The 17,596-nt window shown below is 72.2% G+C and carries 20 protein-coding genes; 8 read left to right on the top strand and 12 right to left on the bottom strand.

What is annotated here, in order from left to right; translation table 11 throughout:
- Window positions 1-48 precede the first annotated feature (48 nt).
- Entirely contained in the window at window positions 49-549 is a 501-nt protein-coding gene (locus ACZ3X1_RS00815) for a hemerythrin domain-containing protein (protein WP_356812940.1), read from the top strand.
- 18 nt (window positions 550-567) lie between these two features.
- Here the strand turns inward: ACZ3X1_RS00815 and ACZ3X1_RS00820 are convergent, their stop codons facing one another.
- The 3 genes from ACZ3X1_RS00820 to ACZ3X1_RS00830 are packed head-to-tail and all read right to left on the bottom strand — an operon-like array spanning window position 568 to window position 3,478.
- Window positions 568-957, bottom strand: a complete 390-nt coding sequence (locus ACZ3X1_RS00820) for a YbaK/EbsC family protein (RefSeq protein WP_467275361.1) — start codon at window positions 955-957, stop codon at window positions 568-570.
- Window positions 942-2,150, bottom strand: coding sequence for an anhydro-N-acetylmuramic acid kinase (locus ACZ3X1_RS00825; RefSeq protein WP_467275363.1), 1,209 nt, complete (start codon window positions 2,148-2,150; stop codon window positions 942-944). Before ACZ3X1_RS00825 ends, ACZ3X1_RS00820 begins: the two co-directional genes overlap by 16 nt.
- Window positions 2,147-3,478, bottom strand: coding sequence for an MFS transporter (locus ACZ3X1_RS00830; protein ID WP_467275365.1), 1,332 nt, complete (start codon window positions 3,476-3,478; stop codon window positions 2,147-2,149). Before ACZ3X1_RS00830 ends, ACZ3X1_RS00825 begins: the two co-directional genes overlap by 4 nt.
- A gap of 312 nt (window positions 3,479-3,790) precedes the next feature.
- On the opposite strand from ACZ3X1_RS00830, the gene ACZ3X1_RS00835 reads away from it, so the two are divergent.
- Window positions 3,791-4,237, top strand: coding sequence for a C40 family peptidase (locus ACZ3X1_RS00835; protein WP_390074437.1), 447 nt, complete (start codon window positions 3,791-3,793; stop codon window positions 4,235-4,237).
- A gap of 210 nt (window positions 4,238-4,447) precedes the next feature.
- Here ACZ3X1_RS00835 and ACZ3X1_RS00840 read toward each other — a convergent pair whose 3' ends face one another.
- Window positions 4,448-4,684 carry a hypothetical protein gene (locus tag ACZ3X1_RS00840; RefSeq protein ID WP_030036182.1) on the bottom strand — a complete coding sequence of 79 codons (237 nt, stop codon included), beginning with the start codon at window positions 4,682-4,684 and terminating at the stop codon, window positions 4,448-4,450.
- A 256-nt stretch (window positions 4,685-4,940) separates the two neighbouring features.
- On the opposite strand from ACZ3X1_RS00840, the gene ACZ3X1_RS00845 reads away from it, so the two are divergent.
- Complete coding sequence (locus ACZ3X1_RS00845; protein ID WP_390074435.1) at window positions 4,941-5,258, top strand: SCO4225 family membrane protein; 318 nt, start codon at window positions 4,941-4,943, stop codon at window positions 5,256-5,258.
- A gap of 105 nt (window positions 5,259-5,363) precedes the next feature.
- Window positions 5,364-5,558 (top strand): antitoxin, encoded by a 195-nt coding sequence (locus ACZ3X1_RS00850; protein ID WP_362629590.1) that lies wholly within the window; start codon window positions 5,364-5,366, stop codon window positions 5,556-5,558.
- A gap of 327 nt (window positions 5,559-5,885) precedes the next feature.
- Here ACZ3X1_RS00850 and ACZ3X1_RS00855 read toward each other — a convergent pair whose 3' ends face one another.
- Window positions 5,886-6,536 carry a maleylpyruvate isomerase family mycothiol-dependent enzyme gene (locus ACZ3X1_RS00855; RefSeq protein ID WP_362631804.1) on the bottom strand — a complete coding sequence of 217 codons (651 nt, stop codon included), beginning with the start codon at window positions 6,534-6,536 and terminating at the stop codon, window positions 5,886-5,888.
- 71 nt (window positions 6,537-6,607) lie between these two features.
- On the opposite strand from ACZ3X1_RS00855, the gene ACZ3X1_RS00860 reads away from it, so the two are divergent.
- Window positions 6,608-7,537 carry a LysR family transcriptional regulator gene (locus tag ACZ3X1_RS00860; RefSeq protein WP_467275371.1) on the top strand — a complete coding sequence of 310 codons (930 nt, stop codon included), beginning with the start codon at window positions 6,608-6,610 and terminating at the stop codon, window positions 7,535-7,537.
- Here ACZ3X1_RS00860 and ACZ3X1_RS00865 read toward each other — a convergent pair.
- Both ACZ3X1_RS00865 and ACZ3X1_RS00870 read right to left on the bottom strand, forming a co-directional pair.
- On the bottom strand, window positions 7,526-8,134 hold the full coding sequence (locus ACZ3X1_RS00865; protein WP_467275373.1) for a 2'-5' RNA ligase family protein: 609 nt from the start codon (window positions 8,132-8,134) through the stop codon (window positions 7,526-7,528). The genes ACZ3X1_RS00860 and ACZ3X1_RS00865 overlap by 12 nt on opposite strands.
- 48 nt (window positions 8,135-8,182) lie before the next feature.
- Entirely contained in the window at window positions 8,183-8,938 is a 756-nt protein-coding gene (locus tag ACZ3X1_RS00870; RefSeq protein WP_467276261.1) for a crotonase/enoyl-CoA hydratase family protein, read from the bottom strand.
- Between the two features lie 272 nt (window positions 8,939-9,210).
- Here ACZ3X1_RS00870 and ACZ3X1_RS00875 point away from each other — a divergent pair, with 272 nt between their 5' ends.
- Window positions 9,211-9,432, top strand: coding sequence for a hypothetical protein (locus ACZ3X1_RS00875; RefSeq protein WP_467275374.1), 222 nt, complete (start codon window positions 9,211-9,213; stop codon window positions 9,430-9,432).
- A 56-nt stretch (window positions 9,433-9,488) separates the two neighbouring features.
- Here ACZ3X1_RS00875 and ACZ3X1_RS00880 read toward each other — a convergent pair whose 3' ends face one another.
- Window positions 9,489-9,917, bottom strand: coding sequence for a Fur family transcriptional regulator (locus tag ACZ3X1_RS00880; protein WP_467275376.1), 429 nt, complete (start codon window positions 9,915-9,917; stop codon window positions 9,489-9,491).
- A 310-nt stretch (window positions 9,918-10,227) separates the two neighbouring features.
- Between ACZ3X1_RS00880 and katG the strand changes: the two genes are divergently transcribed.
- On the top strand, window positions 10,228-12,420 hold the full coding sequence (gene katG / locus ACZ3X1_RS00885; protein WP_467275378.1) for a catalase/peroxidase HPI: 2,193 nt from the start codon (window positions 10,228-10,230) through the stop codon (window positions 12,418-12,420).
- A gap of 54 nt (window positions 12,421-12,474) precedes the next feature.
- Here katG and ACZ3X1_RS00890 read toward each other — a convergent pair whose 3' ends face one another.
- The 4 genes from ACZ3X1_RS00890 to ACZ3X1_RS00905 form a co-directional block, all read right to left on the bottom strand.
- Window positions 12,475-13,002, bottom strand: coding sequence for a hypothetical protein (locus tag ACZ3X1_RS00890; RefSeq protein WP_356813663.1), 528 nt, complete (start codon window positions 13,000-13,002; stop codon window positions 12,475-12,477).
- 127 nt (window positions 13,003-13,129) lie between these two features.
- A complete protein-coding gene (locus ACZ3X1_RS00895) occupies window positions 13,130-13,750 on the bottom strand; it encodes a nucleoside/nucleotide kinase family protein (protein ID WP_467275380.1) in 621 nt (206 codons plus the stop codon).
- A 64-nt stretch (window positions 13,751-13,814) separates the two neighbouring features.
- The gene (locus ACZ3X1_RS00900) at window positions 13,815-14,642 is read right to left on the bottom strand and encodes a class I SAM-dependent methyltransferase (RefSeq protein ID WP_467275382.1); all 828 of its coding nucleotides are present in this window, start codon (window positions 14,640-14,642) and stop codon (window positions 13,815-13,817) included.
- Between the two features lie 79 nt (window positions 14,643-14,721).
- Window positions 14,722-16,026 carry an ROK family transcriptional regulator gene (locus ACZ3X1_RS00905; protein ID WP_467275384.1) on the bottom strand — a complete coding sequence of 435 codons (1,305 nt, stop codon included), beginning with the start codon at window positions 16,024-16,026 and terminating at the stop codon, window positions 14,722-14,724.
- A gap of 195 nt (window positions 16,027-16,221) precedes the next feature.
- Here ACZ3X1_RS00905 and ACZ3X1_RS00910 point away from each other — a divergent pair, with 195 nt between their 5' ends.
- A complete protein-coding gene (locus tag ACZ3X1_RS00910; RefSeq protein ID WP_467275386.1) occupies window positions 16,222-17,586 on the top strand; it encodes an ABC transporter substrate-binding protein in 1,365 nt (454 codons plus the stop codon).
- The last annotated feature ends 10 nt before the right edge of the window (window positions 17,587-17,596 follow it).

Genomic DNA, 17,596 nt, shown 5'->3' on the forward strand with positions numbered 1-17,596 from the left:
CGAGCGAGCAAGCGCCTGACCGGAACCCCGATCGAGGAGGCGTGTGGAATGGCGGACCAGGGCAAGGACCAGGACGTGGTCGCGGTGATTCTCGAGGACCACCGGACGATGGAGGAGCTGTTCCGCCGGATGCGGAGCATCGAGGCCGACCGCGAAGCGGCCCGGGACCAGTTCTCGGCGCTGCTCATCGCCCACGGTGAGGCCGAGGAGGCCAAGGTCTACGGTGCGCTCAAGCGCTTCAGGGGCGTCGACGACGAAGAGGTGGAGCACGGCGAGGAGGAGCACGCCGAGGGCAACGAGGCGCTGCTGAAGCTCCTGGAGGTGGACGACGTCGGCTCCGACGAGTGGGACGAACGTCTGGAGGACCTCGTCAAGGCGGTCTCCCACCACCTGGACGAGGAGGAGCGGACCATCCTCAACGGCGCCAGGGAGAACGTCCCGGACGAGCGCCGGGCGGAGCTGGGTGCCGCGTTCCTGGCGGAGCGGGAGAGGCTGCTGGCGTCGGACTGCGGCAGCATTGAGAACGTTCGCAAGATCGTGGGCAGGTGACGGGCCCCGGCCGGGACGTCAGAGGGCGGGGCCGTCGATGAGTTCCGCGCCGGGGAGCTGCGCGAACAGCGTGCCCGGAGCGATCAGTTTGCCGCGGCGGCGCCCGCTGCCGACCAGTACGCAGGGCATGTGCGCGACCACCGGATCCACCAGAACGGGCCAGCCGTCCGCCAGGCCCAGCGGGGTGATGCGGCCGTACTCCGTGCCGGTCGCTTCCACGGCCGTGTCCATCGGCGGGAAGGACACCTGGCGCGCGCCCAGGTGGCGCCGGACGGCGCCGTTGACGTCGGCCCGGTCGGCGGAGGGCACCAGGCAGGCAGCGAGAGTGGTCGCGCCGCCGCGTTCGGCGGCCGCGAGGCAGTCGGGAGCCGGCACGGCATCGTCGAAGGGCCCTATGGCAGCGCGCACACCGGCACGTTGACACCGTCCGCTCGCACGGACAGGGAGTGCGGGGCGAGGGGCGGCGGGGCGGGCAGCCGGAGCGGGCGGCTGCCCGGGGTGATCGACCCGAGGAGGCGGGGGCCGGCGGCCCCGGTGCAGCCGGGCGCGTTGCCAGGGAGGCCGTGCAGGGTGAGGTACCCGAGTACGGCGAAGGCGTACGCCTCCTTCGCCGCGGCGGGCAGCCCGAGCTCATCCGAGGCGCGCAGCCGCGTACCGGCCAGCTCGGCGCGGAGCATCGCCGTCAGGGTCGGATTGCGCACCCCGCCTCCCGAGGCGAAGACCTCGGTGGCGCCCAGCCGCCGCAGAGCGTCGGCAACGGTCCGGGCCGTGAGGCGCGTGAGCGTGGCGACGACGTCCTGCGGCGGAAGCTGTCCGAACTCCCCCAGGTGGGAGCGGAGATACCCCGGGTGGAACAGTTCCTTGCCCGTCGTCCGCGGCTCGGGCAGCCGGTAGTACGGCTCGGTGAGCAACTGTCGCAGCAGGCCTTCGTGTACGCGACCGGCGGCGGCGAGCGCGCCGTCCTCGTCGTACGCGAGCCGTCCGCAGCTCAGTTCGCGTACCGCGGCGTCGATCAGCGCGTTGCCCGGGCCGGTGTCGAAGGCCACGGGGTCCGCGTGCCGGGGCACGACGGTGACGTTGGCGATCCCCCCGATGTTCAGGGCGGCCGGCACTCCGGGGCGGCCGCGCAGCAGCATCAGGTCGACCAGGCCGACCAGCGGTGCGCCCTGTCCGCCGGCCGCGACGTCGCGCGTGCGGAAGCCGGAGACGACCGGGCGGCCGGTGGCCTCGGCGATCCAGGCCGGTTCGCCGAGCTGGAGGGTGCCGTGGACCTGTCCGTCCGCCGCCCAGTGGTACACGGTCTGGCCGTGCGAGGCGACCAACTGGGCCCGCCCTCGGCACAGTTCGCGGTCGGCCCGGACGGCGAGCCGCCCGAAGGCCTGTCCGATGCGGGTGTCGAGACGGCATACCTCGGCGAGTGCGGTGGGGGCGGGGGGCAGGGCCCGTTCGAGGTCGGCCCGCAGGCCGGCCGGGTACGGCTCGCTGACCATGCCCAGGGGGGTGAGGTGCAGCGCGCGCTCCTCCGGCCGGTGGTCGAGGTCGCAGGCGGCGGCGTCCACGGCGTCGTACGAGGTCCCTGACATCACGCCGATCACCCTCATCGCAGCGGCTCCCGGTGGTCGTTGCCGCGCAGGGTCAGCAGCGCGGCGGCGCTGAGGGCGCAGGCGCCGGCGGCGTAGTGGGCGGGGACGGCGGTGTCTGCGGTCCGGGCGGTCAGCGCGGTGATGAAGAGCCCCGCGCAGCCGGAGAACACGGCGTTGGCGAGGGCGTAGGAGAGTCCGAGCCCGGTGCAGCGGACGCGTCGTGGGAACATCTCGGCGAGCATGGCCGGCCCCGGACCGGCGAGCAGGCCGACCAGCGCCCCGGCCGTGACCACGGCCGCGGCACGGGTCTGCGGGGACGCCCCGGGCGACTGGAGCAACTGCATCAGGGGATGGGCGAGTACGGCGATCCCGAGCGCACCGCCGAGCATGACGGGGCGCCGCCCGACGCGGTCGCTGAGCAGTCCGGCGGGCAGGATCGACGCGGCGAAGCCGAGGTTGACCAGGGTGGTGGCCAGCAGGGCGTCCCGGAACGACGCGCCGAGCGCGGACTGCAGATGGGACGGCAGCACGACGAGGAAGGTGTAGCCGGCCGCCGACCAGCCCATGATCCGTGCGATGCCGAGCACGACGGCACGGGCCTGCTCGCCCAAGGCGGTCGGGCCGCTTCGCTCGACCGCCTCGGATGACTCCGTTGCGCCGGGCGGGCCGGCAGGGGGCGCGCCCGGAGGTTCCTCCAGCGCGGTGCGCAGCCACAGCGCGACCGTTCCGAGTGGCAGGGCCAGCAGGAAGGGGATGCGCCACCCCCACCCGTACAGCGCCTCGGCCGGCAGGACCACGGCCAGGGCGGCGGCCGTTCCGGCGCCGGCCAGCAGGCCGAGGGCGACGGTGAAGGACTGCCACGCGCCGTACAGGCCGCGGCGGCCGGGCGGGGCGTACTCCGCCATCAAGGACACCGCGCCGCCGAACTCCCCGCCGGCGGAGAGCCCTTGGAGCACGCGCAGGAACGTGAGCAGCCAGGGGGCGGCGCCGATGTCGGCGCGCGTGGGAAGGAGCCCGATCAGGGTGGTGGCGAGCGTCATGAGGCCGATGACGAGCACGAGGGCGGGGCGGCGGCCGAAACGGTCCCCGATCCGCCCGAACAGCAGGGCGCCGACGGGCCGGAAGAAGAAGGCGAGGGCGAACGAGGCGTACGTGGCGACCAGCGCTCCGGAGCCGCCGCCGGGGGCTCCCGCGTGCGGGGTGAAGAAGTTGGCCGCGATGACGGTGGCGAAGCAGCCGTAGACGCCGAACTCGTACCACTCGACGAGGTTGCCCGCCGAACCGGCGAGCAGGGCCCGGCGGGCAGCGGCGTGCGGCGGCGCCGGGAGCAGTTCGGTCGGGGTCACCCGTGCTGCGTGCCCGCTCGGCGGCGGGCCGATACCTGTCGGCGTCCCGATTCAGCACATCGGCGGCGGCGTGATGGTCATTGGTTCCTATCATCCCCAATCGAACGCAAAATCGGGACAGATCATTTCGTGTCCGATGCGGCAGAGGCAGGGCGTGCGGGAAAACTGGTCCGCCGTCAGAGCCAAGACGACTGCCACCGAGAACAGGACCAGGCCGCTGATCTGATTTGTCGCCTGCCAACCGATTGCGGAGGTGTCATGATGTCCTGCTCCAGGACCGACTTCCGAAAGGCCCTGAAGGGCACTTCTCCGATGTGCTGTTGCCCCAGAGCACGCGCCGTCTTCTTCATACTGCTCCTCGCGGCCGGCGCATTGACCGGCCACACGGACCCGGCTCACGCGACACCGTCGTACGGCGCGAAAGCCGTCGAGGTGGCCGCCTCCAAACAGGGCTCGCCGTACGCCTACGGCGCCACCGGCCCCAGACGCTTCGACTGCTCGGGCCTGACCCTCTACGCCTTCAAGAAGGCCGGCAAACGCCTCCCGCGCACGGCCGACCAGCAGTACGAGCACACCCGCCACATCCCCAAGGCCGATCGCACGGCCGGGGACCTGGTCTTCTTCCCCAGTGGAGCGACCATGACCCACGTCGGCATCTACGCCGGCCACGACAGGATCTGGCACGCTCCCCGTCCCGGCACGGTCGTACGGCTGGAACGGATCTGGAGCGAAGCGGTCCGATACGGACGCGCCACCTGATCCAGCAATGATCCACCACCCGTTCGCGGCGCGTTCGCGTTCACCGCCTGGCCGGCAGTGGCCGGCGCACGCGCGCGTGCACGTCGACCGCCCCCCGGTCACCGATCCTTTCTCGGTGGTGTGCGTGACCTGGAAAGCGGGCGACGGCACGGCGCGGCCGCTCGGCACGGCCCCCCGGGGCCCCGGTGCCGCCAGGAGGTGTCCGACTCCCTAGTGCAGCCGCCAGGTGAGTTTTCCGCCGCCGACCCAGCGGACCGCGTCCGGATCGTCGAGGTCGTGGATGGTGATCCCCGCGTCCGCGGCAGCCAGGATCACGTCGGTCATGGATGTCGCCATACGCACCACCTCCCCGTCGATCTCGACGATCCGGAAGGGCGGGTCGCCGGGCTGCACCCCCAGGACGGTGACCCGCGCCGAGGACATGTACGGGCTCATGCTCTCTGTCATGCGGAGATCGTTCCATGCGGACCCCCGTGTCCCGCCCATTGGCAGCGCGTCGGCCACCCGCAATGACAGCCCGCTCCCGCCGGGGCCCTGACCTGGCAGTGCTGCTGACGGAGCCGTGTGCGCAGTACGCACACTGAGTACGTGTGCCGAGTACCTGTGCTGAGTACGCGTACTCTGACGCGCCAGGCGGGGCGGCCCCACCATGGTGATCATCAGGGCCACACGGCCGTCCCACCCGGGCATCACGAGGAGTTCCATGCGTTCTGGACCGGTGCGCACCTTCGCCGTCGTCACCTTCGGCAACTGGCTGTCGGGGATGTACCTCGGCCTGGCCGCGTTCCTGCTGCTGATAGGCGCCGGCGACGGAGGCGACCAGACGGCCGGGCTGTTCGCCCTGATGCTGGCCGTCCCCACCGGGGCCGTACTGCTCTCGGTGGTCAACTCGATGGGATCGTGGGCGCAGACCGACGCCACCATCTGGTGCATCCTGGCCTTCTCGTACCTCTTCCAGGCCTTCCTGCTCGGCCTGATCGTCCGTGCGGTACGCCGGGGAACGAGCCGCGCGGACCTCTGACGGCGCGGGTCGAGACGGTATTCGCTGAGGTCAGAGCCTCGCAGATGCGGCCTGGGCGATCATCGGCAACCCTTGCCGTGGGGGACGGACGCAAAGGAGGCCGTCATGTCAGTGATGGACAAGCTCAAGCAGATGCTGCGCGGTCACGAGAGCCAGGCCGACCAGGGCATCGACAAGGCCGGTGACTACGTCGACGGCAAGACCCAGAACAAGTACAGCGGTCAGGTCGACACCGCCCAGGACAAGCTCAGGGAGCAGTTGCGCCGCGACCAGGGGAACCCGCCGCCGCCTCAGGGCTGACCCCGTTTCACGCGACGCCAGCCGGTGCCCGCCCTTGCGCCGGGCGGGCTGGTTTCGCGCATGCGGTTCGGCTGCGGCTGGCCGGTGGGTGCTGGGGCTCTGCCCCAGACCCCGCGCCTCAATCGCCGGCGGGGCTGGTGGTGTGGGGCGGTGCCCCGCCGGAGTGTCTCCTCGGCTCGGCGGACCGGCCCGCGCCGTGCCCGGATCCCGGACCGACCGGCTCGCTCCCGGAACGCGCAGCCGAACCCAGCCCCGCCGGCGATTGAGGCGCGGGGTCCGGGGCGGAGCCCCGGCACCAGCGGCCACGGCCGGGGCGGGCCGCATGACTCAGGCCGCGGTGAAGCGGGCGCCCGCTTCGCCGCGGAGTCGGCCGGGCGGCAGCCGGCGGCCGAAGGCGAGCAGGAGCAGGTCCTGCGCCGTGCCCCGGACGGGCGAGCCGGAGCCGTACGACCAGTCCAGGTCCTCGGCGCACAGCCGTACTCCGTCCATGTCGACCCCGAAGAACCGCAGGCCGCTGGGCCGGATCCCGGCGAGCAGGACGCGCAGCCGGTCCTCGGGGACGCGCCGGTCGAGGCCGAGGGCGACCGTGATGTCCAGTCCGTGCACCACGTCGTGGCCGAGGGCCGCCGCGAACCCGCCGACCGGCGGCGTCCACGGGTGGTGGGCGCCGTCCCGCAGGAACGCCGAGAGCTCGGCCGTCGAATGGGCGGCCGCGTCCCTGCGCGCGAGCCGGTCGGTCATGCGGTGCAGGTTCCCGCGGGCCTTGGCGAGTTCGCCCATGGTCGCTGCCAGGGAGAGCCGGAACCCCATCGACATGTGGGCCACGACCTCGCGGACCCGCCAACCCACGCAAAGGCTGGGCTCGTTCCACTGGTCGTCCCGCAGGGCGTCGAGCAGATCGGCCAACTCGTGGCGTTCCGCCGCGATCAAAGCCCTGATCTGGGCCTTCCGCACCTTGTGAGAAGTCGTGTTCGCCATGTGATCCAGCCTGCGGCCAACGCCGCCATACCTCCAATAGATTGATCTGCTCCTGCCTAGAATCATCGGTTATGGAACTCCGCCAGCTGCGCTATCTCGTCGCCGTCGTCGAGGAGGGCGGTTTCACCCGCGCCGCCGCCCGGCTGCATCTGGCCCAGCCCGGGCTCAGCGCCCAGATCCGCCAGTTGGAGAAGGAGCTCGGGCAGCCGCTGCTCGACCGGTCCGGTCGGTCGGTGACGCCGACCGAGGTGGGCCGGGCCGTCCTGCCGTACGCACGGGCGGCGCTGGCCGCCGCGGACGCGGTGCGGCAGACCGTGGACGAGCACACCGGGCTGCTGCGCGGCAGGGTCACGCTCGGACTGGTCTCCGGGGCGACCGGCCGTGCCTTCGACGTCGCCGCGTTCCTCGCGGAGTTCCACGGCGCCCACCCCGCCCTGGAGATCGCCCTGACCGAGGACACCTCGGAGCGGATGCAGACCGCGCTGCTGGCCGGCGAGATCGACATCGCCCTCCTCGGACCCACGGGGGAAGAGCCCCCGCCCGGCCTCACCCACCGGACGGTCGTCGACGTGCCGCTCGGCGCCGCCGTCGCATCCGGTGACCCGCTGCTCGCCCCCGCCGGCCGCACCACGGTTCCCCTGGCCGAGCTGCGCGGCCGGCCGCTGATCTGCCTGCCGCGCGGTACCGGCGTACGGGCGGCACTCGAACGGGGCTGCGCCCGGGCCGGGTTCCGGCCCCGGGTGGCCTTCGAGGCGGCGTCCCCGCAGGTCCTCGCGCAACTCGCCGCCCGCGGGCTGGGCATCGCGGTGATGCCCCTCGGGGAAGAGGGACCCCGTCCCGGCGGTGTGCTGCGCTCCCTGAGGATCGTGGAGCCGGGCCTGCGTGCCCGTATCGTCCTCGCCTGGCCGGCCACCGGACCCGCGAGCCCTGCCGCGCGGACGCTCCTGGAGCGCCTGCGTGACGCTCTGCCCGAGAGCAGGGGGACGGCGTCACCGCGCTGACCACGTGGTCGTGCCCGTGCCCAGGCCGATCGTGGCACGGGGCCGCATGGGCTCGTCACCGCGGCGGGAGAGCAGCACGACCTCGTCCACCCGTGCCGCCGTGCTGCCCAGGCGGGCCGTGCATTGCGCGGCCAGGCCCCGGGGGTCGCGGGTACGCCCGAGGGAGAGGTGCGGGGTGAACGAGGGGAACCGGCCGCGGCATGCCGGAAAGGGCTCCGCGAGGCTCTCCTGGAGCGCCGTCCACGGGGCGAGGCCGGCCGCGGCGGGGTCCAGCCACACGGTGGCGTAGCCGCGGTGCCGGAACGCGCGCACCCCGCCGAGCCGGATGTCGAACGGCTCGATGCCGGCGGCCGCGGCCGCCAGCAGCGGGGCGGCAAGGTCGAAGTCGTCCTCCGGGACGAAGCCGAAGACAAGGTTCACGTGCGGGGGCCAGCGGCGGATCTGGGGGTCGTGCTCCGCCCGGATGCTCTGGACGGCCGGCCACAGTCCGGCCGGCGGAAGCCACACCACGGCGGTCCGGGGCGTGGGTGCCACCCCCAGGAAGCCGGGGACGCCGGGGACGCCGGCTCCGCCGTCGGCGGCCGGGGACACGTTCACACGGCCATGATGCCCCCGGACACGGGCCAAGGGCGTGGGCCGGCGACCTCAGCCGGTGAACGAGCCGTGGCGGCCCGCTCCGGCCGCGAAACGGTCGGCGCCGGCCTGGGTCTCACCGGTGGTGAGCGGAACGAGGCCGTGCCGGTATTCGGCCGCCAGGGCCTCCCGCTCCCCCAGGCCGTGCTGTTGTCGTACGGAGAGCCGGTCGTGGCGCAGGCAGGCCTGCGGGAACCCGGCGATCTCGTGCGCGAGGCGTTCCGCCGCGGTGCGGGCCTCCCCGGGCGGTACGAGGCGGTTGACGAGCCCGATCCCGTGGGCCTCGGCGGCGGTCACGGGGCGGCCGGTGAGGATCAGGTCCATGGCGCGGCTCTCGCCGATCAGGCGGGGCAGCCGCACCGTACCGCCGTCGATCAGCGGCACTCCCCAGCGACGGCAGAACACACCGAGGGTCGCGTCCTGCTCCGCCACCCTCAGATCACACCACAGGGCCAGTTCGAGCCCGCCCGCCACCGCGTGCCCGCTGATCGCGGCGATCACGGGTTTGCTCAGCTCCATCCGCGTGGGACCCATGGGGCCGTCGCCCTCGGCCCGCACCCGGTTGCCGCGGTCGGTCCCGACGGCCTTCAGGTCGGCGCCCGCGCAGAACGTACCGCCCTCGCCCCACAGGACGGCGACGGCCGCGTCCTCGTCCGCCTCGAAGGCGCGGAAGGCCTCGGCGAGCCGGGCCGCGGTCGGGCCGTCGACCGCGTTGCGGACCCCCGGGCGGTCGAGGATCACCGTGGTGACGGGGCCGTCCCGTTCGATCCGGACGGCGCCCGGTTCTGCTGGCGGGGTGGCGGCGGGTGTCGTTCCCGGTGATGCGGAGGTCGCGGCCACGGCGGAACTCCATGGGTCGAGTGGTGCTGTCGGATGCGGAGGAGGTGCGAACGACCACTCTGGGGCCATCGCGCGCCCGGCACGAGAGGGGCGCGGTGCACGGCACGGCCGGCCGCCCGGACACACACGTTCGAACCGGGCCGAAAGGGGTATACGTCCTGTCCGGATTCGGTGAAGAGACCCAGACGGCGAGACCAGAGATGTCCCAGTGCAAGATCCCCGACTACCGCACCGGCCACCGCGGCCGTCACTGGACGCATGCGCTGCGCAGTGCCCAGCGGGCCGGGGCCGTCATCGTGACCGACGACACCCGCGAGCCGGTGAGCTACGCCCACGACAGCACCGGGCCCGGCCGCTTCCGGCCCTGGGTCAGCGCCGCGGGCGATCGCTACGACAGTCACGACGTCCACCCCGAGTGGTAGCCGTCGCTCCGTGGTCACGCGCGGCGGACCAGGGTCACGCACGCGGCGGACCAGGGTCACGCGCGCGGCGGACCGGCCGCGCAGGAGGGGCACAGCCCGCGGTAGACGATCTCGACGTCGGACACCGCGAAGCCGAAATGCTCCTGCGTCGGCAGGCCCGCCAGCGCGTCGCCGGTCGGGTGGACGTCGCGGATGAGGCCGCAGCCGGAGCACACGAGGTGCTGGTGCGGGTGGTGCGCGTTGGGGTCGTAGCGCTTGGCGCGCCCGTGCGCGGAGAGTTCCGCGACCTCACCGAGGACAACCAGCTCGCCCAGGGTGTTGTAGACGCTGGCCCGGGAGATCTCGGGCAGCCGCCGGGCCGCGCGGGCGTGCACCTCGTCGGCGGTGAGGTGCACGTGCTCGCCGTCGAGGACCTCCGCGACGACACGCCGCTGGGACGTCATGCGCCAGCCGCGTCCCCGCAGCCGCTCCAGCAGGTCACTCATTTCGCTCACCCGTTCGGGCTCGGCGGGACAAAGGAAGTGGGCGGACCTGTCACGGGCCCGAAAAGCGAGCTACAGGTTACCCGGCGATGATGCGGGCGGGGCTTTCCACAACGCCTGCGTGATAACGATGATCCTACGATCCTTCCCCTTATCCCCTCTTTCCCGCGCGGGCGGAAACCGGGAAAGCCGGTTGGGCGGGAAAGCCCTGCGTGTTCTCTCCGCCGCGCGGTCCGCGGTGCGCGACCATACGGACGCCGTCAAGAGCGAGCAGCCAGCAGTTGGAAGCACCGAGACAGGAAGAAGGACGGACGTGTCCGGCAGCGAAAGCGAGAACCCAGCAATCCCTTCCCCGACCCCCGCGCCCACTCGTCCCAGGACGAACCGGGACTGGTGGCCGAATCAGCTGGACCTCCAGGTTCTCCACCAGAACTCGCCCCAGGCCAATCCGATGGGCGAGGGCTTCGACTACGCGGAAGAGTTCGCGACCCTGGACGTCGACGCGCTGAAGCGGGACGTCTTCGAGGTGATGACGACCTCGCAGGAGTGGTGGCCCGCCGACTACGGCCACTACGGGCCGCTCTTCATCCGGATGAGCTGGCACGCCGCGGGTACCTACCGCATCGCCGACGGCCGCGGCGGCGGAGGTTCCGGCGCGCAGCGCTTCGCCCCCCTCAACAGCTGGCCGGACAACGCGAGTCTGGACAAGGCGCGCCGTCTGCTCTGGCCGGTCAAGCGGAAGTACGGCCGGAAGATCTCGTGGGCCGACCTTCTGGTTTTCGCGGGCAACTGCGCTATGGAATCAATGGGGTTCAAGACGTTCGGATTCGGCTTCGGACGGGAGGACATCTGGGAGCCCGAGGAGGTCTTCTGGGGCCCCGAGGACACCTGGCTCGGGGACGAGCGCTACAGCGGCGACCGGGAACTCACCGGTCCTTTCGGCGCGGTGCAGATGGGTTTGATCTACGTCAATCCCGAGGGCCCCAACGGCAATCCGGATCCGATCGCCGCCGCCAGGGACATTCGTGAAACGTTCGGGCGCATGGCGATGAACGACGAGGAGACCGTCGCGCTCATCGTCGGCGGCCACACGTTCGGCAAGTGTCACGGTGCGGTCGACCCCGAGTACGTCGGTCCGGAGCCGGAGGCCGCCCCGCTGGAGCAACAGGGCCTCGGCTGGCACAACTCGCACGGCAGCGGCAGGGGCGTCGACACGATCACCAGCGGGCTCGAGGGCGCGTGGACGACCGAGCCGACGAAGTGGGACAACGGCTATCTGGACAACCTGTTCACGTACGACTGGGAGCTGACGAGGAGCCCCGCCGGCGCGCAGCAGTGGACGCCCAAGGACGCCGCGGCGCAGGGCACGGTGCCGGACGCGCACGATCCCGCAAAGCGGCACGCCCCCATGATGCTGACCACGGACCTCGCGCTGAAGGTGGATCCGGTCTACGCGCCGATCTCGAAGAGCTTCCACGAGAACCCGGACAAGCTCGCCGAGGCGTTCGCCAAGGCCTGGTACAAGCTGCTGCACCGCGACATGGGGCCCATCTCGCGGTACCTCGGCCCGTGGATCCCCGAACCGCAGCTGTGGCAGGACCCCCTCCCCGCGGTCGACCACGAGCTGGTCTCGGCCGGGGACGTCGCCGCCCTCAAGGGCCGGATCCTCGCCTCGGGACTGACCGTCTCCCAACTGGTCACCACGGCTTGGGCGTCCGCGGCCAGCTTCCGCAGCACCGACAAGCGCGGCGGGGCCAACGGCGCCCGGATCCGGCTCGCGCCGCAGAAGGACTGGGAGGTCAACGACCTGCCCGAGGTGACCGAGGTGGTGCGGGCCCTTGAAGGGATCCAGCAGGACTTCAACGGCTCCCAGGACGGGGGGACCAAGGTTTCCCTCGCCGACCTGATCGTCCTGGGCGGGTGTGCGGCGGTCGAACAGGCCGCGAAGAACGCCGGGCACGACGTCACGGTCCCGTTCGCGCCGGGGCGCACGGACGCCACGCAGGAACAGACCGATGTGGAGACCTTCGCCGTGCTCGAACCGAGGGCCGACGGATTCCGCAACTACCTCCCGGCGGGAGAGAAGCTGTCGCCGGAGACCCTGCTGCTGGACCGGGCGAGCATGCTCAACCTGACGGCACCCGAGATGACAGTGCTGGTCGGCGGTATGCGGGCCCTGAACACCGGCTTCGGGCGCGCCGCGCACGGTGTGTTCACCGACCGGCCGGAGACGCTGACCAACGACTTCTTCGTCAACCTGCTCGACATGGGCACGCAGTGGAAGGCGTCGGCCACGGACGAGAACGTGTTCGAGGGACGCGACGCCGGCGGCGAGGGCGAACCCAAGTGGACCGCCACCGCCGTGGACCTCGTGTTCGGTGCGAACTCCCAGCTCCGGGCCATCTCAGAGGTCTACGCGTCCGAGGACGCGCGGGAGAAGTTCGTCCGTGACTTCGTGACGGCCTGGGACAAGGTCATGAACCTCGACCGGTTCGACCTCGTCTGAAGCGGGAGTCCCGGCCGGCCGCTCGTGGCGGCCGGCCGGGACGTCAGCCGTGTGTCAGAGGGAGCTCTTCGACGCGGTGGAGACGACGCACTCCTTGTACTCGCTGCCGTCGCCCTTGCCGGTGTACGGCGTGGTGGCCTCGGTCTGCTGGGAGGCGCCGGCCTTGACCTTGAGTCCGGTCACCCGGGCCTGGGCCGCGACCGCGCTGGAGCCGGCGGCCGGGTTGAACTTCATGGTGATGCTGTAAGTCTGGTCCAGCGAGCCGCTGTTGGTGACGGTCAGCCGGGCGACCAGGTTCTTGCCGGAGCTGTCCAGCTTGCAGCTGTCGATCCTGATGTCGCGCTCGGCCTTGTCCCTGCTGGTACCGCCGGTGGTGGTGCCTCCGGAGCTGCTGCTCGTACCGCTGGTGCCGCTGGTGCTGTCACTGCCGCCGCTACCGCTGGTGGTGCTACCGCTGCTGCCGCCGGAGCTGCTGGAGCTGCTGCTTCCGCCACAGCTGGCGCCGTGGGAACCCCGGGCACCCGTCAGCGCGACGATGGCGATGCCGAAGACGGCTATGGCACGGACATGACGAAACTTCACGTTTGAACCCCGTTGGAATGTCAGGAACCGAAATGCGCTCACCTTGACGAGCACACGTCACCCTAACAGCGGATTCGGACAACCCCATTCCGCCACGCCCGCACCCCCGAACGGCCCCCGGCCGCCCTCAGCCGGCGTCGACGACGAGGTCGGCACGGTGGCGGCCGCGGGCGATGAGGCGGGCGTTCGCCTCGTCCGAACGGGCCACCCACGCACGCGCGTCGGCCGGCTCCCTGCCGTGGCGCACATGCCGTTCGACCAGGCGACGGACCCGTGCCTCCTCGTCCGGGGCGCAGTACCAGGTCTCGTCCAGCAGCGGCCGCACCCCGGCCCAGTCCCCCGCGTCGTGCAGCAGGTAGTTCCCCTCGGTGATCACCAGCGGTACGTCCGGAGGGACGGGGATGCTGCCGGCGATCGGCTCCTCGATGGAGCGGTCGAAGGCGGGCGCGTAGACCGTGGCCCCGTCGGGCGCGCGCAGGCGGAGCAGCAGCGACACGTATCCGGCCGCGTCGAAGGTGACCGGGGCGCCCTTGCGGTCGGCGCGCCCCAGCCGGTGCAGCTCGGCCTGGGCGAGGTGGAACCCGTCCATGGGGACCACCACGGCCGTGCGCGGACCGAGCGCTTCGGCCAGCCGGGCGGCGAGGGTCGACTTGCCGGCGCCCGGCGGTCCGGCCACCCCGAGGATCCGCCGGCCGCCCTGCGCGGCCAGCGCGGCCGCCCTCGCCACCAGCTCCGTCGTCGTCTTCACGTGCGTATCCTGCCCGAGGCCCGCGCCCCGCGGGCGGAAAGCACGGAGGACCGTGAGTGCCTGCTCAAGGCCGCTTCCAGCCCCAGGCCGTGAGCATGCCCGGTGACAATCCCGTGCATCCGGGGGAATCGAGGTAGCGCACGGCCTCGTCGAGCTTTCCGTCGTCGACCAGGCCGGTGCCCACCATGGCCTCGCGGGCACGTTCCCAGGTGTCGGCCCAGAACCTGCTGATCGGGCTGCCCGGCTGGAGGGGCGGTACGTGGATCTCGGCCGCCACGGATTCCAGACCGGCCTCCCGCAACAGTTCGGGATGACGCGGCACTTGGGAGACGTCCGTGCCGATGCTCTCGCGCAGCCCCTGCCACATGGCCCGCATGGCGCGGGTGTACGGCGTGTCGGGCGCGGAGGCCGTGGTCAGGTCGACCGCGTCGCTGACGACGAGTACGCCGCCGGGTGCGAGAAGCCGGCTCAGCCTGGCGACCATGCGCTGCGGTGAGGGCAGGTGCATGAGCACGAACCGGGCGTGGACCAGCCGGAAGGCGCCCTGAGTGAAGTCGTCGGCGGTGACGTCCGCCTGGAGCACGGTCAGTCCGGTCACGGGGTGCGCGGCGAGGAAGCGCACGTCGCGGTCCACGGCCAGGACCTCGGCGACGCCCGCTTCCTCCAGGAGGCGGCGGGCCACCGTGCCCGTTCCCGCTCCCACCTCCAGGCAGGTCCAGCCGGGGCCCGCTCCCAGCGTGCGGAGCCGGGCCATGGTCGTGTCGTCGTAGGTGAGGGCTCCGAGGTCGATCCGGTCGCCCTCGCCTCCCTGGTCCGGCCGGAAGACCCGCTCGCCGTAACGCCCCTCGCCCGGGGAGCCGGCGCCGTCCGGTGACAGTCCTGTGTCAGCCATGGGGCAATTGTCCCGTCGATCGGCCGTGCGCGCGTGGCGCTCGGCCCGCCGCACGGGACCGGGCCGGGTGTACGCGCCGTCAGGCTCCGCCCGCCCGGGTGGAGAGCGAGGCGTGCCAGGCCGGGGGTTCCGCGGCCGGCTCCGGCGCGGCCCGGCGGCCGCCCGTCGCGAAGAAGGCCGACAGCGGGAGCGTGGCCGCGCCGACCGTGACCGCGTCCGGTCCCAGCGAACCGAGGCCCACCGTGACCCGTCCGGCCGGGTGGCGCAGCGAGTAGCGGGTCGTGTGCTCCCGGACCGACGGCAGGATGTAGGGGCCGAGCAGCAGGCCCGCCCAGCCGCCGATCAGGATCCGCTCCGGCTGGAACAGGTTGACCAGGTCCGACAGGCCGGCGCCCAGGTACTCCGCAGTCTCCTCCAGGATCTCCACGGCCACCGGATCCGCCGCGCGCGCCGCTGCGAGCAGGTCCGCGAGGGCCTCCTCCTCGTCCACCGCCCCGGGCCGGCCGGGGCCGCCGCCGCGTTCCGCCCACCGGGCCAGCAGTGACTCCGCGCCCGTGTATGCCTCCAGACAGCCCAGCGCGCCGCAACGGCAGCGCCTGCCGCGCACGGAGACGGTCAGGTGGCCCCACTCGAGGGGGGTGCCCTCGGTGCTTCCGCCGTCCGGGGAGCCGTCGGTGATCAGGCTCGCGCCGACGCCCGAGCCGAAGAGCACGACGACCGCGTCCTTGGCGCCCCGTCCGGCGCCGAACCACATCTCCGCCTGGCCGAGCGTGCGCGCGCCGTTGTCGATGATGTAGGGGACCTCCTCGGGCAGGGCCCCGGTGGCCCGCAGCAGCCGTTCCAGCGGGACCGCGTCCCAGCCGATCGTCTGGCCGTGGACCACGGATCCGCCCGGTGCGTCGTGGTCCACGATGCCCGGCACGCCGACCCCGACGCCCAGCAGCCGGTCCGCGCCGATCTCCGCGTCGGCCAGGACGGTGGCGATGCCCGTCCTGACGTGGTCGACGATCGGGCCGACGTCGTAGCAGCCGCGCGGCAGCAACGGCATCTCGGTGCGGGCGAGTTCGGTCAGGGTGAGGTCGAACAGCTCGACGCGGACCCGGGTCTCGCCGACGTCGACGCCGATCATGTGTGCGCTGCCGGGGCGGACGCGCAGCAGGGTGCGGGGCCGGCCGCCGTCCGAGTCGACGACCCCGGCCTCCTCCAGCAGCCCGTCGGCGACGAGTTCGCCGACGACGTTACTGACGGATCCGGAACTCAGCCCGGTGGCCGGTCCGAGTTCCTGGCGGCTCATCGGGCCCCCGAAGTACAGCCGCTGGAGCACGGCGCTGCGGTTGCCGCGCCGCAGGTCCCGTACCGTGCGTCCGCTTCGCCCTGTGGTCATCTGGCCCCTTCCACCGTCACGTCCTCGTGACACCGCTCGCAACATACCCTTGCGCGACCACTTGACGCGACCCTTCCACGAGGCTTAACTCACGTCCTAAATTAAGCCCTGGGCCAAACCGGTCGGTCCAGCGCGGCAGGCGTTCCGCAGGACACCGGCCTTCCTCCCGACCTCTCCGAAAGGGACCGAGCCGCCATGCGCACAGCCACAGCCACAGCCACGGCCAGAGCCGCGGTCAAAGCCACGGCCGCAGCCGTCACCGTCGCCGCCCTGCTCGCCACCGCCACCGGGTGCGGTGGCGGTTCCGCCGACGGCGCCGGCTCGAACTCCGCCCCCGGCGAGCTCACGTACTGGGCCTCCAACCAGGGCGCCGACATAGCCGCCGACCAGGCCGCCCTCGGCCCGGAGCTGAAGAAGTTCGAGGAGCGGACCGGCATCAAGGTCAAACTGGAGGTGATCCCCTGGTCCGACCTGCTCAACCGGATCCTCGCCGCGACCGCCTCCGGGCAGGGACCCGACGTCCTGAACATCGGCAACACCTGGTCCGCCTCGCTGCAGGCCACCGGGGCGCTGCTGCCCTGGAACACCGAGAACTTCGAGGCCGTCGGAGGCCGGGACCGCTTCGTGGCGTCGGCCATGGGCTCGGCCGGGGCCGCCGGCCAGGACCCGGCCGCCGTCCCCCTCTACTCCATGGCGTACGCCCTCTACTACAACAAGAAGATGTTCCAGGAGGCGGGCATCGACAAGCCGCCCGCCACCTGGGACGAGCTCGTCGAGACCGGCCGGAGGATCAGCGGCGACGGAAAGTCCGGCAAGTGGGCTCTGGGGGCCGAGGGCGCCAACCTCGCCAACAACATCCACCAGGTCTTCGTCCTGTCCCGGCAGCACGGCGGTTCCTTCTTCGACGCCGCCGGCAGGCCCACCTTCGACACCCCTGCCAACGTCGACGCCGTCAAGCAGTACGTCGACCTGATGGCCAAGGACGGGATCGTCGCGCCGGGCAATGCCGAATACGACAAGAACCAGTCCCTCCAGGACTTCGCGAGCGGCCGGACCGCCATGGTGCTGTGGCAGAACGCGGCCGGTTCGTTCAAGGCCCACGGTATGAAGGAGGGCGACTGGGGCACGGCCCCCGTCCCGGTCCCGGCCGGCGCCGCCCCGGGAACGGACGCGAGCGGCGCGAACGTCAACTCCATGGTCGCCGGCATCAACATGGCCGTCTTCAAGAACACCGACAACCTCGACGGCGCCCTGAAGTTCGTGGGGTTCATGACCAGCGACGAGGAGCAGAAGGTGCTCAACAGGACCTACGGCTCCATCCCGCCCGTCAAGGCGGCGCAGAGCGACCCCGCCTTCGCGGACCAGGACCTCACCGTACTGCGCGACACGCTCGCCACCAGCGCCGCCCCGCTCCCCCAGGTGCCCGAGGAGTCGCAGTTCGAGACCACCGTCGGCACGGCCGTCAAGGAGCTCTTCGCCGATGCCGCGGCGGGCCGGCCGGTGACCACCGAGTCGGTCAGGGCCAAGCTCGCCAAGGCCCAGCAGCAGATGGCGAACTGAGACGCCGGCC

This window comes from Streptomyces sp. NPDC023541 (assembly GCF_055559995.1).